16 protein-coding genes are annotated in these 15,666 nt (G+C 70.2%); 7 read left to right on the top strand and 9 right to left on the bottom strand.

Annotated elements, in window-relative coordinates; all coding sequences use genetic code 11:
* Nucleotides 1-3 precede the first annotated feature (3 nt).
* From LXB15_RS00975 to LXB15_RS00960, 4 genes are all read left to right on the top strand, one after another.
* A complete protein-coding gene (locus tag LXB15_RS00975) occupies nt 4-957 on the top strand; it encodes a RimK family alpha-L-glutamate ligase (protein ID WP_233950440.1) in 954 nt (317 codons plus the stop codon).
* Entirely contained in the window at nt 954-1,808 is an 855-nt protein-coding gene (locus LXB15_RS00970) for a triphosphoribosyl-dephospho-CoA synthase (protein ID WP_233950439.1), read from the top strand. The genes LXB15_RS00975 and LXB15_RS00970 overlap by 4 nt, the downstream gene beginning before the upstream one ends.
* A 251-nt stretch (nt 1,809-2,059) precedes the next feature.
* The gene (gene fae, locus LXB15_RS00965; RefSeq protein WP_233950438.1) at nt 2,060-2,569 is read left to right on the top strand and encodes a formaldehyde-activating enzyme; all 510 of its coding nucleotides are present in this window, start codon (nt 2,060-2,062) and stop codon (nt 2,567-2,569) included.
* A 335-nt stretch (nt 2,570-2,904) separates the two neighbouring features.
* Complete coding sequence (locus LXB15_RS00960; protein WP_233950437.1) at nt 2,905-3,426, top strand: DUF29 domain-containing protein; 522 nt, start codon at nt 2,905-2,907, stop codon at nt 3,424-3,426.
* 25 nt (nt 3,427-3,451) lie between these two features.
* On the opposite strand, the gene LXB15_RS00955 is transcribed toward LXB15_RS00960, so the two are convergent.
* Entirely contained in the window at nt 3,452-4,147 is a 696-nt protein-coding gene (locus LXB15_RS00955; RefSeq protein ID WP_233950436.1) for a HisA/HisF-related TIM barrel protein, read from the bottom strand.
* Between the two features lie 72 nt (nt 4,148-4,219).
* Here LXB15_RS00955 and LXB15_RS00950 point away from each other — a divergent pair, with 72 nt between their 5' ends.
* From LXB15_RS00950 to LXB15_RS00940, 3 genes are all read left to right on the top strand, one after another.
* Entirely contained in the window at nt 4,220-5,248 is a 1,029-nt protein-coding gene (locus tag LXB15_RS00950) for a hydantoinase/oxoprolinase family protein (protein WP_233950435.1), read from the top strand.
* Nucleotides 5,249-5,321: 73 nt separating this feature from the next.
* A complete protein-coding gene (locus LXB15_RS00945) occupies nt 5,322-5,852 on the top strand; it encodes a DUF1993 family protein (protein ID WP_233950434.1) in 531 nt (176 codons plus the stop codon).
* 247 nt (nt 5,853-6,099) lie between these two features.
* Entirely contained in the window at nt 6,100-7,104 is a 1,005-nt protein-coding gene (locus LXB15_RS00940; RefSeq protein WP_233950433.1) for a diguanylate cyclase domain-containing protein, read from the top strand.
* A 63-nt stretch (nt 7,105-7,167) separates the two neighbouring features.
* Here the strand turns inward: LXB15_RS00940 and LXB15_RS00935 are convergent, their stop codons facing one another.
* The 8 genes from LXB15_RS00935 to LXB15_RS00900 all read right to left on the bottom strand — a co-directional run bounded on the left by LXB15_RS00935 (nt 7,168) and on the right by LXB15_RS00900 (nt 15,626).
* Nucleotides 7,168-9,396, bottom strand: a complete 2,229-nt coding sequence (locus LXB15_RS00935) for a xanthine dehydrogenase family protein molybdopterin-binding subunit (RefSeq protein WP_370640148.1) — start codon at nt 9,394-9,396, stop codon at nt 7,168-7,170.
* On the bottom strand, nt 9,393-10,385 hold the full coding sequence (locus tag LXB15_RS00930) for a xanthine dehydrogenase family protein subunit M (protein WP_233950432.1): 993 nt from the start codon (nt 10,383-10,385) through the stop codon (nt 9,393-9,395). The genes LXB15_RS00935 and LXB15_RS00930 overlap by 4 nt, the downstream gene beginning before the upstream one ends.
* Nucleotides 10,382-10,954 (bottom strand): 2Fe-2S iron-sulfur cluster-binding protein, encoded by a 573-nt coding sequence (locus LXB15_RS00925; protein WP_370640259.1) that lies wholly within the window; start codon nt 10,952-10,954, stop codon nt 10,382-10,384. Before LXB15_RS00925 ends, LXB15_RS00930 begins: the two co-directional genes overlap by 4 nt.
* 120 nt (nt 10,955-11,074) lie before the next feature.
* Entirely contained in the window at nt 11,075-11,650 is a 576-nt protein-coding gene (locus LXB15_RS00920) for a DUF447 domain-containing protein (protein WP_233950430.1), read from the bottom strand.
* Between the two features lie 42 nt (nt 11,651-11,692).
* Nucleotides 11,693-13,093, bottom strand: coding sequence for a DUF6513 domain-containing protein (locus LXB15_RS00915; RefSeq protein WP_233950429.1), 1,401 nt, complete (start codon nt 13,091-13,093; stop codon nt 11,693-11,695).
* Between the two features lie 100 nt (nt 13,094-13,193).
* A complete protein-coding gene (locus LXB15_RS00910) occupies nt 13,194-13,835 on the bottom strand; it encodes an amino acid kinase (protein ID WP_233950428.1) in 642 nt (213 codons plus the stop codon).
* Nucleotides 13,836-14,013: 178 nt separating this feature from the next.
* Nucleotides 14,014-15,081 (bottom strand): (5-formylfuran-3-yl)methyl phosphate synthase, encoded by a 1,068-nt coding sequence (locus tag LXB15_RS00905; RefSeq protein WP_233950427.1) that lies wholly within the window; start codon nt 15,079-15,081, stop codon nt 14,014-14,016.
* Entirely contained in the window at nt 15,078-15,626 is a 549-nt protein-coding gene (locus tag LXB15_RS00900) for a DUF3280 domain-containing protein (protein WP_233950426.1), read from the bottom strand. Before LXB15_RS00900 ends, LXB15_RS00905 begins: the two co-directional genes overlap by 4 nt.
* Between the last annotated feature and the right edge of the window lie 40 nt (nt 15,627-15,666).

The following is a 15,666-nucleotide window of genomic DNA, read 5'->3' as shown; positions in this document are numbered from 1 at the left end:
GCCATGCAGATCCCGGCGCCGCAGCCCGCAAAGTCCCCGCGAATCCTTCTCGTCACCGCGGGGATCGACCGGCATGCGCGCGAGTTGATCCGCGCCTTCGGCGATCGCGGCGCCGAGATCCGCGTCGTCGAACTGGCCGCCATCGGCTTCGACACCGGCGCGCCGCACGGCGTCGCCATACCGGGCTTTGCCGGCACCCTGCCGGATGCGGTGTGCCTCAGGACAATGGACGGCGGCAGCTTCGAGCAGGTGACGCGTCGGCTCGGCGTCCTGCACGCGCTGTCGCGGGTCGGCGTCATCGTCTCCAACGATGCCAGGGCCGTCGAGAACTGCGTCGACAAGTCGGCGACCAGTTTCCTGCTCGCCCGGGCCGGCATTCCGAGCCCCCGCAGCTACGCCGTGGAGACACGTGCAGAGGCGGCGCGGCTTCTCGCCCACGAGGGCCGGCCGATGGTGCTGAAGCCGCTGTTCGGGGCGCAGGGCAAGGGGCTGAAGCTGATCGCCTCGGAAGCCGACCTGCCGGCCGAGACCGAGACCGCCGGCGGCGTCTACTATCTGCAGCATTTCGCCGGCGTCGCGGTGGGCGGCCGCTTCGCCGACATCCGCATCCTCGTCTCCGCCGGGCGGGTGGCCGCCGCCATGCGGCGCGAATCTTCCGGCTGGATCACCAACATCAAGCAGGGCGCCGAGGCCCTGCCGATGCCGCCCGACCCGGAACTCGAGGCGCTGGCGATCGCCGCCACCGAGGCCGTCGGCGGCGATTTCTGCGGCGTCGACCTGCTGCGTGACGAAGCCGGGCGCGCGCAGGTGATCGAGGTCAACTCCATGCCGGCCTGGACCGGGCTGAAGCGCGCCAGCGGCCGGGACATCGCCGCGATCCGCGCCGCCGATCTCCTGGCGCGAATCGCCGCCACGAGCCCTAGAGCGGCCACCGCGGGCGCCCTGGCCGCCTCATGAGCCTCGGGCCGGCGGCCATCGCGGCGGCCTTCCTCGCCGCCTGCCGGGCCGAGCTCGACGTGGTCAAGCCCGGCAACGTGCATCGCTTCGCCCCCGGCCACGGCATGGAGGCGGCGACCTTCGAGGCGGCCGCGGCCGCGGCGGCGCCGTTCATCGCAGAGCGCGGCGCCGGCGTCGGCGCGCGCATCCTCGGCGCCACGCGGGCCAGCTGGGCCGCCGTCGGCGTCAACGCCAATCTCGGCATCGTGCTGCTTGCCGCGCCGCTCGCCGCCGCCGCCGAGACCGCCTCCGGGCGGGGCACGGAACCCTTGCGCACGGCGCTCGCGCAGGCGCTGGCGGGGCTGACACCGACGGACGCCGAGGGCGCCTACGCCGCGATCGCCCTCGCTTCCCCCGGCGGCCTCGGGGAAACCGCCGAGCACGACGTCCGCCAGCCGCCGTCGATCGGCCTCGTCGCTGCGATGCGGCTCGCCGGCGACCGCGATCTCGTCGCCCGCCAGTATGCCGACGGCTTCGCCGAGATCTTCGACATCGGCCTGCCGGCGCTGGCGGCTGCCGACGCGGCGCCCGCCACCCCCGGCCTCGGCCCGGCCCTTGCCGCCTACCTCGCCTTCGCCGGCCGCTTTCCCGACAGCCACGTCGCCCGCAAGTTCGGCGCCGCCCGCGCCGCGGCCCTGCGCCGGCGGATGGCCGAATTCGCCGCGGATTTCGGGCAAGTCACTGAACCCGCTGATGCCCTGTCGGCGGCGCTCGCCTTCGACGCCGAACTCAAGCGCGAAAAGCTCAATCCGGGCACTTCCGCCGACCTGACGGTCGCCAGTCTTTTTGCGAGATTTCTTGCGGAAGCATAGTCGGAATGATTGACTGTCGGCCATCGGGGTCCATCTTGACCCCGGCGCTATCTGGCTAACCGGTCCCCTGGGGGACGCTGCCAACAAGGGTAGCCGTGTGCCGGACCGGAGGGTCCGGCGAAAGGGAGGACGGCAGCCGTGACGGCCAACAGGGCGTCGCGGAAGTTCGGCCTACCTGGATTCGGAAGTTCTCAACCGGCCGGCAGCAACGCCGGACAGGTTAGCGCAACGTATTTTTGGAGGAACTGCTCATGGCAACCATCAACAAAGTGATGGTCGGCGAATCGCTCGTCGGCGAAGGCAACGAAGTCGCCCACATCGACCTGATCATCGGACCCCGCGGCTCGGCCGCCGAGGCCGCGTTCTGCAACTCGCTGACGAACAACAAGGACGGCTTCACGACCCTGCTCGCCGTGGTCGCGCCGAACCTGCCCTGCAAGCCGAACACGGTGATGTTCAACAAGGTCACCATCAAGGGCGCCAAGCAGGCGGTCCAGATGTTCGGCCCGGCCCAGACCGCCGTCGCGCGCGCTGTCGCCGATTCCGTCGAGAAGGGCATCATCCCGGCTGCCGAAGCCGACGACCTGTTCATCTGCGTCGGCGTCTTCATCCACTGGGAAGCCGAGGACGACGCGAAGATCCGCGACTACAACTACCAGGCGACGATGGAATCCATCGAGCGCGCCATCAAGGGCACGCCGACCGCCGCCGAAGTCGTGGCCAAGAAGGGCTCCGCTGCGCATCCGTTCGCCGGGGCTTAGACAAGAGACCATCCCGGGGAAGACACCAAGCCGGCGATGCCCGCCGGCCTTCTCCGGCGATTGGCCGCCAAATTCGGGTTCCAGTAGGACCCCGGTCTTCGCTCGGAAGACGACAACGAGAAGGGGCCCCAGCGGCCCCTTTTTCTTTGCGAGGCGATGCAGGGACAGGACGGCATCGCCAGGCGACTGCCGACCCGGCGGCCACGCACGCTGCTCCCGAAGCGCCGGACTTTTCCGAGGCCGCGTATTGGCTTAACCTGACCCCTGCGGACAGCCTCGGACCTGTCGGCGAGGCCGGCTGCCTATGCCGGGTCGGCTCTATCGTGGAGCATGTCATGAGCGACGACACCGTGCCGGACAGCACCGCCCACGCCTTGGATTTCTTCGCCTGGTCCCAGACTCAGGCCCGCCTCTTGCGGAGGCTTCCGGGCATCTGCCCCGACCTGCCCCAAGCACTGGACCTTGCGAACGTCGCCGAGGAGATCGAGGATTTGGGCAGAGCCGAGCTCGCCGCGGTCGAAAGCCAGATCCGCAACATCCTCGTCCACCTCGTCAAGGCCTGCGCCGACCCGACATCCCGCGCGATCCCCCACTGGCGGACCGAGGCGACGATGTTCCATGCCGAGCTCGTCCAGAGATACACGCCATCCATGCGCCAGCGCATCGACCTGCACCAGGCGTGGCGCCTTGCGCTGCGGGTGGCGCGGGAGTCGCTCCGCGAGCATGGCCGCGACATCGGCGGGGAAATGCCCGGCACCTGCCCGTTCCGGCTCGGCGAGCTGGTGGCCGAGGATTTCGACTTCGACCAGGCGAGAGCCTGGCTGGCCGGTCAGCGCGACGTCGATCCGCCGGCCTGACGGCAGCCAGGCAGGCGGCGTAGGATCAGGCGAGGCCGCGCAGCGTCGCCGGCGACAGCCGGCCGTCATGCAGCGCCGTCGAGACCAGCGCGCCGGCGATCCCCGCATCGCGGAGCGCCGCGAGGTCGCCGGCATCGCGCACGCCACCGGCGGCGAATACGCGGCGGCCGCCCGCCCGCCCGACGATCTCCGCCAGCCGCGCCAGATCCGGCCCGGTGCCGCTGCCGACCTTCGCCAGCGTCATCACCACGACGCGCTGCGGCCAGCCGGCGGGATCATCCAGCAGCGCCGCCGGCCCGAGGAAATTCTCGCCGCGGAAGTCGAGCGACAGCACCGCACGGGCCTCGCCGGCAAAGTCCGTCGCGACAGAGGCGTCGGCAATCGATTCCGAGCCGATCACCGCGACCTGGCGCGGCACCGCCAGGATGCGCTCGACATCGGCCCGGTCGCGGACCCCGGCGTCGATCCAGAACTGCGTCCGCGGCAACGCTTCGAGGAGATCCGCCAGCGCCGCCGCGTTCGGTGCCCTGCCCTCGATCGCGTCGAGATCGGCGATGTAGAAGGCCGGAAAATCCACCAGCGACATCAACCCCTTCGCCACCGCCACGGGATCGGCGCCGGGCGCAAGCGGGGTGACGATCGGCCGGTAGTTGGCGCGGTCGCCGCCGGCGCCGCGGACGACGACGCCGTCCATGATATCGAGGACCGGGATGATCTGCATGGTTGCCTTCGGCTCGCGCCGCCGTGGTTCGGTGCTATAGGAAGGGCCGTAGCAGAAACCAACGGGCATGGCATGACGAGAGTGCTGGGGTGGGACGTGGGCGGCGCGCATCTGAAGGCGGCGCTCGCCGACGGGGATCGCATCGTGAAGGTCTGGCAGGAGCCGAGCCCGATCTGGCAGGGCCTCGACCGGCTCGACCAGGCGCTGGCGACGATCCTCGCCGAGGTCGAGGGCGTCGAGCGCCACGCCGTGACGATGACCGGCGAGTTGTCCGACGTCTTCGCCTCGCGCAGCGAAGGGGTCGACCGCCTGACGCGGCTGTTCGCCGAGAGACTGCCCGGCGACGTCGCGATCTATGCCGGCGCTGCCGGGTTCGTCAGCCCCGAGGCGGCGGGCGACCACGTCGCCGATATCGCCTCGGCGAACTGGCATGCGAGCGCGACGCTCGCCGCCGGCGCCATCGAGGAGGCGCTGTTCCTCGACATGGGCTCGACCACCACCGACATCCTGCCGGTCGCCGGCGGCGCCGTGCGCGCCACCGCCACCACCGACGCCGAGCGGCTGGCGGCGGGCGAACTGGTCTACCAGGGCTTCACCCGCACGGCGCTGATGGCCGTCGCCAGCGAGGTGCCGTTCGCCGGTCGCCTCGTGCCGGTGATGAACGAGTTCTTCGCCAGCATGGCCGACGTCCAGCGCGTCGTCGGCACGCTCGACGAGGCCGACGACCTCTATCCCGCCGCCGACGGCCAGGCGAAGACGCTCGAGGGTTCGCGCCGCCGGCTCGCCCGGATGATCGGCATGGATGCTTCGGACGGCACCGACGGGGCGTGGGAGTGGCTGGGCCACGCCTTTGCCGAGGCGCAGATCCGGCGCATCCACGACGCGGCGCTGCGGGTCCTGTCGCGGGAGGATCTGACCGACGACGCCCCCGTGGTCATCGCCGGCGCCGGCCGGCCGGTGCTGCGCCGGCTGGCGGCCCGGCTCGATCGCGGCGTCGTCGATTTTTCCGACCTGCTCGACTGCCCGGCCGAGCGACGGGATGCGGTCTGCCGCGCCGCACCGGCCGCGGCGCTGGCGCTGCTCGCCGCCCGCCGCGGCTGAGCCGCCGTCCCGTCGGGGCGACGGCATCTCCCAGCCGCCGTGCCGGAAGAACCATCGCCCCGGAGGAATGCCCATGTCGCTCTACACGCTCATCGTCCCGACCTTCACCCAGATGCTCGGCTCGCTGTCCGGCTTCATCGACAAGGCCGAAGCCCGGCCCGACCTGCTCGAAGCGCGCCTCGCCTCCGACATGTTCCCGCTCGCCGACCAGGTGCGCTTTTCCTGCATCCAGGTCGTCGAGGCCCTCGCCCGGCTGCAGGGCCAGGACCTGCCGCCGATGCTGGCCCGCGAGGAGACGGTCGCCGGGCTGCAGTCCCAGATCGCCGAGACACGGGGCGTGCTGCGCCGGGCATCGGCGCAGGACATCGACGCCGCTTCGGACCGCGTCATCGACCTGCGGCTGCCGAACGGCATGGCGTTCCGGATGAACGGATCGGAATATGTTCGCGACTGGGCGCTTCCGCAGTTCTATTTCCACCTCGTGACCGCCTACGCGATCCTGCGACATAATGGCGTCGAGCTCGGCAAGGCCGACTATGTCCGGCACATGTCGGCCTATCACCAGCCGGGCGCGGCCGCCGCGCCGGCCACCGAGGCGGGCTGAGCCAGCGAGCGCTTTTTCGCGTCCGGATACTTGCGTGGCTGGCAAACAAAACGTTAACCCTGTAGCAGTACCGTGCGGTTCTATCCCCGCCAGCGGACACGAGGACGATGACAGAACGCGCGACGAGATACCGATGCTGCGGCCCGGATGCCGGCCGCCACGGACGCTCTCGCCGTCGTTCCCTGTTGTTCCGACTCCGCTGCGCCGCTTGCAGCGGGACCGGCTCGCCGGCGGAGCCCCGGCCAACGTGAGACCCAATACCGCCATTCATTCCGCGGAAGAATCCGGAGAGCTGGCCCTCCTGCGCCGCAGGATCGCGGCCCTCGAGGCGCTGATCGGACGACAGGCGGCGTCGCTCGCCCACAGCCGCAAGATCTTCGAGCGTGCCTCGGCGGCCGCCCGCATCGGCGTCTGGGAGTGCAACCTCGCCGATCATGCCCTCACCTGGACGGATGTGGTCTACGATATTTTCGACCTGCCGCGCGGCGCGCTCCTCGACCGCGACCTGACCCTCTCCTGCTATCCCGCCGGCGCCCGCGAGACGCTCGAGGCGCTGCGGAGCCGGGCCATCGAGGAATGCGGCGGGTTCACGCTGGACACCGAGATCGTCACGGCAGCCGGCAACCGGCGCTGGATCCGGATCACGGCCACGGTGGAGTCCGAGGACGGCAGGCCCGTCCGGATCTTCGGGATGAAGCAGGACATCACCGAGGAGAAGCTTCTGCTCGACCGGACCCGCTATCTGGCCGAGTATGACGTGATGACCGGCCTTGCCAACCGCAGCCGCTTCCAGGCCGAGCTGGCGGCTTTGGCCGAGGGCGGTTCCGGCGCTTTGCTGCTGGTCGACCTCGACGGGTTCAAGGGGATCAACGACACATTCGGCCATGCCATCGGCGACGACTGCCTGAAGGCCGTCGCGGCCCGGCTCGAGGAACTCGGCGGCGACGCCCGGCTCGTCGCCCGCATCGGCGGCGACGAGTTCGCGCTGCTGCTCGGCCCATCCTTCCGGGACGACGATGTCGCGGCGCTCGCCGAGGCCATCGTCGCGGCGATCGCCAATCCGGTCGATTGTGGCGGCCAGCCGAGGGCCATCGGGGCCTCGATCGGCATCGCGCGTGCCGAGGGATGCAGCGCGTCCGATCTGTTCATCCGCGCCGACATGGCGCTCTACGCGGCCAAGGCCAGCGGCCGCAACACCCACCGGACGTTCGAGCCGACCATGGTGGAGCGGCGCAGCACCCGCGCCGCCTGAGCATCCTGCCGAGCTGCCGGCGGCGACCGGCGGCGGGTTCGCCGCCGGTCGCCGCTTGCGGGATCAGGCCGCGTCGGCGATCGCGTCGGGCATGCCGGCGAGCACCTTGTCGAGCGTCATCGGGTAGCTGCGCACCCGCGCCCCGCAGGCATTGTAGATCGCGTTGGTCACCGCCGCGCCCACCCCGGCCAGCGCCAGTTCGCCGATCCCCTTGCCGGCCAGCGGGCTGGCATGCGGATCGCGCTCGGCCAGCAGCACCACCTCAAGCTGCGGGACGTCGGCATTGACCGGCACGTGGTATTCGGCGAGGTCGTGATTGACCAGGAGGCCGGTGCGCTTGTCGGTCACCAGTTCCTCGGTCAGGGCCGAGCCGATGCCCCAGATCTGCCCGCCGTAACACTGCGACGTGGCGGTCTTCTCGTTGAGGATGCGGCCGGCCGCGGCCACCGTCAGCAGCCGGCGGACGCGCGTTTCGCCGGTGACGGAGTTGACCGCCACCTCGCAGAAATGCGCGCCGTAGCTCGCCTGGTGGTGCGAGTCGGCCGTCTTGCCCGGCTCGATCGTGCCGGTCGCCGACAGGCTTTCACCGGCAAGGATTTCGGCAAAGGGGATCTGCCGGTTGCCGGCGATGGCGAAGCCGTCCTTCAGGGTCAGCCCGTCCGCGTCGACGCCGAGCCGCTTGGCGAGCGTGCCGATCAGCTCCTCGCAGGCGACATAGACCGACGAGCCGGCGCTGTTGGCGCCCCAGGAGCCGCCGGAGCCGGACGAGGCAGGCAGCGACGTGTCGCCGAGCACGACGTCGACCCGGTCGAGCGGCAGGCCGAGCATCTCGCCGGCGATCTGCTGCAGGATCGTGTAGGTGCCGGTGCCGATGTCGGTCATCGCGGTCCGCACCGTGGCGCGGCCGTCCGGGGACATTTCGACCTCCGCCGACGACTTCATCAGCGAGTTGGAGCGCGAGGCGGCGGCCATGCCGTAGCCGATCAGCCATTCGCCTTCGCGGATCGTGCCTGGCTTGGCCGGTCGTCTGTCCCAGCCGAACAGCCGGGTCCCTTCCTCGTAGCAGTCGACGAGCATGCGCGAGGAGAACGGCGTGTCGTCCTGCGGCATCACCTCCGGCTCGTTCATCCGGCGGAACGCCACCGGGTCGAGCCCGAGCACCTCCGCCATCTCGTCCATGGCGTTCTCCAGCGCCAGCATGCCGACCGCCTCGCCCGGCGCGCGCACCGCCGAGGTCATCAGCACGTCGGTCTCGCACAGCCGGTGGGTGATCTTGCGATCCTTGCCGGCATAGAGGAACACGCTGGAGATGCCCGCCGGCTCGAAGAAGCCGTTGCCGGGAGAATTGGCCGCCCAGGTCTCGTGGGCGAAGGCGGTGATGTGGCCCGCCTTGGTGGTGCCGATGCGGATGCGCTGGATGGTCTCAGAGCGCCGCGACGTCGCCTGGAACACCGTCTGCCGGGTCAGCGCCAGCTTGACCGGCCGGCCGGCTGCCTTGGCACCGAGCGCCGCCAGCACCGCGTCCGGGCCGATGCCGAGCTTGTTGCCGAAGCCGCCGCCGATATAGGGGCTGAGCAGCCGGACGTTCTTGACCGGCACGCCGACGCCCTTGGCGATCTGCTGGACGTTGGTCTCGAGCAGCTGGCAGGACGACCACACCGTCAGCTGGTCGCCTTCCCATTTCGCCACCGTCGACTGCGGCTCCATCGCCGCCGAATGGTGGGACGGCGTCGTGTAGGTCTGGTCGAACTTCACTTCGGCCTTCTCGAAGGCCGCCTCGAAGTCGCCGCGCCCGGTATCGGAGGGCATGACGCCGCGCTGAGAGGGCACGCCGGTGTGCTGGACCTCGGCGAGATCGTAGCGGCCATCCTCCGCTTCGTATTCGACGGTCACCAGCTTCGCCGCGTGCCGCGCCGCCTCGAAGCTCGTCGCCACGACCATCGCCACGGGCTGGCCATAGTGGAAGACCTGGCCGTCGATCGTCTGCGCCGCCGGGCTCATCGGCTGCGCGGAAGCCCGCAGCACCCTGTCGCCCTCGACCACGGCGAGGACGCCGGGCGCCGACAGCGCCGCCAGCGTGTCCACCGAGACGATCTTGCCCTTGCCAATGCCCGCCGTGACCACGAAGCCGTAGCCGACCTCTTCGCCCTTGAGGTGCTCGTAGGCGTAGGGTGCGATGCCCGAGACCTTCAGCGGTCCCTCGTAGCGGTCGGCCGGCTTGCCGATGACGCCCTGCGTCTGGCGGTCGAGACGGGTCTCGCCGATCGCCTTGTCCATCACATGCTTGTTCATGCGGTTGCTCCCTCGGTGGTGGCTTCGCGCAGCACGGCGGCGAGCGTTCGCCGGGTCAGCGGGATCTTGAAATCGTTCTCGCCCTGGCCCCTGGCATCCTTGAGGAGGATGTCGGCGGCCTTGGCGAACAGCTCCTTCGACGGCGCCTGGCCGACCAGCGCCGCCTCGACGGCCGCATCGCGCCACGGCATGTGCGCCAGCCCGCCGAAGGCGAGGCTCGCCGCCGCGATCTTGCCGCCTTCCATGCGGATGACCGCCGCCACCGAGACCAGCGCAAAGGCGTAGGACGCCCGGTCGCGGACCTTGCGGTAGCGCTGCACGCCGCCGGCCGGCTTCGGCAGCACCACCGCGGTGATCAGTTCGCCCGGCTCGAGATTGGTCTCGATCTCCGGCGTCTCGCCCGGCAGCCGATAGAAATCCTCGATCGGGATCTCCGACGTCGAGCCGTCGGTCTTGCGCGTCTCGATCGTCGCGCCGAGCGCCCTCAGGGCGACCGCCATGTCGGACGGATGCGTGGCGATGCACTTGTCGCTGGCGCCGAGAATGGCGTGGATGCGGTTGAAGCCGCCGATGGCGCCGCAGCCGGAGCCGGGCTCGCGCTTGTTGCAGGGCGCCGTGGTGTCGTAGAAATAATAGCAGCGGGTGCGCTGCAGGAGATTACCGCCGGTCGTTGCCTTGTTGCGCAGCTGCCCGGAGGCGCCGGCGAGCAGCGCCCGCGCCAGCACCGGATAGTCACGCCGCACGCGCTCGTCGGCGGCGAGATCGGAATTGGGAACCAGCGCCCCGATCCGCAGCCGGCCGTCGTCGGCGACGGTGATGTCCTTCAACGGCAGGCGGCTGATGTCGATGAGGCCGTCCGGCGTCTCGACCTCCAGCTTCATCAGGTCGAGGAGATTGGTGCCGCCGGCGATGAAGCGGCCCATCGTCGTGCCGGAGAGGCGGATCGCGTCGGCGACATCCGTGGCGCGGTTGTACTCGAATTCCCTCATGCCGATTCTCCGGTCTTGGCGGGCTTGCCGCTGGCCGTGCGGATGGCGTCGACGATGTTCGGATACGCCGAGCAGCGGCAGAGATTGCCGCTCATCCGCTCGGAGATCTCCTCGTCGGAAAGCTCGGCGCCCCCGTCGAGGCTGCCGCTGACATGGCTCGGCCAGCCCTTGCCGACCTCGTCCAGCATGCCGGTCGCCGAGACGATCTGGCCGGGCGTGCAGTAGCCGCACTGGAAGCCGTCATGGTGCAGGAAGGCTTCCTGCATCGGGCTGAGATTACCGGGCGCACCAAGGCCCTCGATCGTGGTGATCGCGTCGCCCTCGTGCATCACCGCCAGCGTCAGGCAGGAATTGATCCGCCTGCCGTTGACCAGCACGGTGCAGGCGCCGCACTGCCCGTGGTCGCAGCCCTTCTTGGTCCCGGTCAGCGCCAGATGGTCGCGCAACGCGTCGAGCAGCGACGTCCTGACGTCCGCATCGAGCTGGTGCTCGGTGCCGTTGATGGTGAGATTGATCACTGTGAAGTCCCCTGGTCCCTTCGTCCCGACGACCGGCCCGCGCGGCGCCAGTCTGGAACGGTTCGAAATCAGGGGTGCAACGAATGGCAGCTGGAATGGTTCGAAGCTGCGACGCTGTGTTCACCGGAAGACTTGTACCCGGCCAAGCCGCCGCGGTCCGGCGACGGCGCTTCAGCTCTTGCCTTCCACCGTCGCCAGATGGTCGATCACCTTCTCCAGGAGCCAGTACCAGGCCTGCTCCTCGTCGGGGCCGGCGGTCTTGTCGATGGCGATCTTGAGGTACGCGATCTCGTCCTCGATCTTGTCGGCCGGCAGCATGTGCAGACGGCTGACCAGGATCGCCGCCTCCAGCACCGCCGCCTTGGCGCGGTTCATGCCCTGGAACGGCCGGTGCTGGCCGGAAGCTGCCACCCGGCAGGTGAAGCGCGGCCGCGTCGCGTCCTCCTTCACCGAGACGACCTCGAGCACGTCGTGAGACAGCGCCGCCTCGAGCCGCGGCACGCGGCAGTCCGGCACCGCCACGAGCGGCCAGTCGCGCCGCCCGGTCAGGCAGCCGGCGAAGATCTTCGCCTCGTCGGTATAGTTGACCACCGCCACCCCGGTCGCCTCGATGTTCGCCAGCGTCGTCGACGGGCGGAACGGCGCGATGATCCAGTGGTCGCCGTCCTGGATGATGCCGAGCGGCGCGATGTGGACCGCGCCGTCGTTCGAGATCGTGGTGAGGATGGTCTCGCGGATATAGGGCATCGCGGGCTTTCTGCTGTCCGGATTAGTCTGTCGGGCCGGTGGTCAGGCGGGCGGCTTCTTCGCCTTCAGCGTGTGGCCGGCGGCCTCCAGCCGGGTGCGGTCGTCCTCGCGCGGCGGCGCCGCGGCGCCGAAGTCGAGCGCCGCATCCTGGGCATAGCGCTTGCCGAGCCGCCAGGCGATCTCGGCCTTCTGCAGCTCGGCCCCGAGATAGAAGGCGTGGCCGGTATCGTTCTCCACCTCGAGATGCGGGAAGAACTCGAACGCGTCGGTCTCGATGAAGTGGCCGTCGCGGTTGTAGAGATGGATGCCGTCCTCGGCGGTCTCGATCCGGTAGTTGCGGTCCCTGATCGTCGCCGCCTGCTCGGCGAGCTCGGCCGGGGTCGCCGCGAAGGGCTTCACGTCGTGCACCTGCAGCAGCGCCGAGGAGTAGCCGCGCGGCAGGGCGCCATCCTCGCGCGCCGCGAACAGCATGCGGCGTGCCGCGTCGTGCTCCTCCACCGTCGCCCGCGTGTGCGGGCTGACATGCACGACGAGCAGGTTGCGGATCGACAGTTCCGAGCAGATGCCGAGCAGCGTCGCGGTGATCCCCGACGTGTCGGCGTCGGTGAGTTCGGTGAGGTTGCCGGTCCCCATCAGGATCTCGATGTCCGGGAAGGCTTCGCGCAGCCGGTGATAGCGCACCAGCGAGGCGGAAAAGCCGAAATGGATCGGGTCGAGGATCGGGTCGGCGATGAAGTCGATTCCCATCTCCCGCGCCTTGCCGATCGCCCGTTCCAGCGAGGCGAAATCATGCGGCCGCGCCGGCACCAGGATCGGCACGGCGTTGCCGTCGCGGGCGATCGACAGCGTCTCCTCGGTGAGGCTGAGCAGGAAGTCAGCCCCGGCGCGGTTGCCGCGCGACAGCTCGTCCGGATTGGCGGAATCGACGCTGACACGGTGGCCCGCCGCCTTCAGCGCCTGCACGGCGTCTTCCAGATGCGCGAACGGCGTGTCGGGCAGGCAGCCGAGGTCGATCACGTCGGCGCCGGCGGCGCGCATGGGTTCGGCCCGCCGGACGATCTCCTCCACGGAAAGCGCCGAGGCGTCGACGATCTCCGCGAAGATCCGCATGTCGTGGCGCGACAGGTCCGGCGGCGTGCCCTTGCGGCCGAGGAACGCCGGCAGGTCGGCGAGTTCGTCCGGGCCGCGCACGAAGGGCACGCCGAAGCTCGACGAAAGACTGTCGAGATCGGCGCGGCAGCGGCCGGGCAGGATGACGCGGTCCGCCTCGACCGGCCGCTTCAGCCGCCGCTCGATGATCTCGCCGGTGGCGAGCGCCGCCACCTTCACGCCGATATCGGCGATCGCCCAGCCGAACGCCGTCTCGCCGAGGCCGGTCAGCACCCGTTCGAGCCGGGGCCGGGCCAGATGCCCGGTGACAAAGAGCAGTCGTTCCGTCGCCATGCCGGCTATGTCGACCATCCGCGGGCGGATGAAAAGCCGGTTGCGCCGATTGGTCCGCCGTGCCGCACGGTTATTTCCCGTGCCGGCGCCCCGCAGCGCCTCATCCGGCCATCGCCGGGACGGCGGCGGTCTGCCCGGCCACGAGCCTGCCGGGAATCTGGCCCTCTTCGAGCCGCAGCCCCGCCGAGGCGAGGTCCGCGGGACCCGCGACATAGACTTGGGTCGCCGCATCGAGCAGCTGGGCGAAGCAGTCGTCGACCACATGCGCGCCGACCAGCGCCTCCACCGTGGCGCTCTCCGGTATGTCGATCTGCTTGACCAGGCAGAGCCGCGCGCCCGGCAGCTGCCCCGCCAGCCATGCCGCGAGGCTGTCCGAGGTCACGCACCAGTCCTTCGGGATGCTCGGGTCCGCCAGCACCGCGTCGCGCGGCATCCACACCGGGATCCGGCCCTCGTCCAGCGCCTTCATGATCGCCTCGGTCGTGCCCGCCTTGACCAGGCGACTGGCGAGGCTGACGAGGGCGCAGCCGAACTGTTCCATGGCGAGGATCGCCATCTCGTGCGCCGCCTCGTCGTCGTAGCCGATACGCTGCTGGTAGCGCCTGACGGTATTGGCGAAGGGGCCGCCGCCGGGCACGATCACCAGCGGTATCCGCGTCTTCTCGACCGCCGCCACCCAGCGCGCCAGATCCGACGAAGCGGCGCAGCTGCCGCCGAACTTCACGACCACGATGTCCTTCATGTTCCCGGCCCTGCCCTGTCGCGTTTCCTCCCGCACGCCCGCCGGCGTGCATCCCCGTCCGGCCTGTCCCGGTCGATTCGGGTCGCGTCGCTCCAACGCGCGACGTCTCCTGAACAGAGATCGATCCCGTTGCGGAAAGGTAAAGGGCAAGCTGCTCGAAACGCAGGCGAAAGCGCTCCTAAGCCGGGGCGGTGTCCTCGCGCCGGCGGGTGATCTCGACGCCCACCGCGCGCGGGCCGAGCTCCAGCTTCTCGACCCTGACGGTGACCTCCCGAACGCGGGCATCGGCGAGGATCGTGCGGGCGAGATCGAGCGCCAGCGTCTCGACGAGGTCGGTATGGCCGCTCTCCGCCAAGGCCCTTATCGCGTCGATGATCACGTCGTAGGAATAGACCGCGCCGATCGACCGCGCGTCGGGCGCGATCGCGTCGATCTCCGCCTCGACCGAGAACCGCACCTGCTGCTTGCGCCCGCGCTCGTGGCCATAGGCGCCGATCTCCAGCGGCAGGTCGAAGTCCCGCACGAAGATCCGGTCGCCGGCGCCGCTGGCGGGCGTCGCCGCGGCGGCCTGCCCGTCCCGCGGGATCAGCGCGCGGATCGCCCGCACCGCCTCGAGCGTCACCGGTCCGTCGCGCGGACCGTCGGTGAGCGCGCCGCGGAAGCCGAGATAGTCCGGCTGCAGCACGACCAGCCGCGCCACGTCCGGCGGCTCCAGCGAGCCCGCAAGGCCGCTCATCAGCCCGAGCCCCCGGCTGCGCCGCACGAAGTCCCAGAGCCGGGCGGGCGACAGCGAGGCGGTCAGCCGGCCGCTCGTCTTGCCGAGTGTATCGATCATCGCCCCGGCGAATCCGGCCTCGGCCAGCGCCGGAAGGAGGTCGAAATCCGGGTCGCCATCGGCGAAGAACACCGCGATCAGGCGGGTCTTCGATGCCAGCGGCCGCAGCGCCTCGATCACCGACAGCCGCGCCTCGCGGCTCGCCGGGAACAGGCCGATCTTCACGTAGTCGGCCGCCAGCCGGGCGGTCACCTCGCGCACCACGACCGCCGGCTCCATCGGCAGGTCGCCGGCCACCGCCGAGACCGGCCGCCGCCCGGCCACGGCCTGCAGCGTCGCTGCCAGCACCGCCGGCGTCGCAGCGCCCAGGGCGCCGCGGCGCGGGTCCTTGAGATCGACGAGGTCGGCGCCGCCGGCGATGACGATCTCCGCCTCCTCCGGCCCGGTGACGCTTGCCAGCAGCCTGATCAACGGGCTTCCTCGAACTGCTTCTTCAGGACGTTGTCCCACAGATAGTCGATGCCGCGCTGCCAGCTCTCCTCGGTGTTGGAGCGGATGTCGGCGCTGCCGCGGGCGATCGGCTGGCCGGTCTCCACGTCGAAGGCATAGGCGTTGATGTTGAGGATCAGGTTCGAGACCTTCTGCACCGAGCCGATGACTGCGATCTCGGCGCCGACTTCCTTGGCGAAGCTCAGCGCGCAGTTGCCGCAGCTTTCCAGATGGTGCGACCGCGCCTTCTCGCGCACCGCCTCGGTGTCGACGACCGTGTAGCCGTCGAGCTCCTCGACGGCCTCGCGGATCGCCGGCGCCATCGTCTCCAGCCGTGCCTGCTCGCCGGCATTCTCGCCCAGCATCTGGCCGTCGAGGCTGGAATCGATCAGCTCGAAATCGAACACCGCGACGGTCCGGTCGGTGGCGAAGGCCGGTCCGGCAAGCAGCGTCGCCAGCAGCACAACGGGAAAAAGTCGTGCTTGTCTTCCGCGATGGGCTCCGCGACACAATAGGAATTCGATCATCCCGGCTCTCCTGACGAACGGCCCACCGTCGACCGGCGAG

Source organism: Aurantimonas sp. HBX-1, from assembly GCF_021391535.1.
GTDB lineage: Bacteria > Pseudomonadota > Alphaproteobacteria > Rhizobiales > Rhizobiaceae > Aurantimonas.
This window is presented reverse-complemented; position numbering and strand designations above follow the sequence as displayed.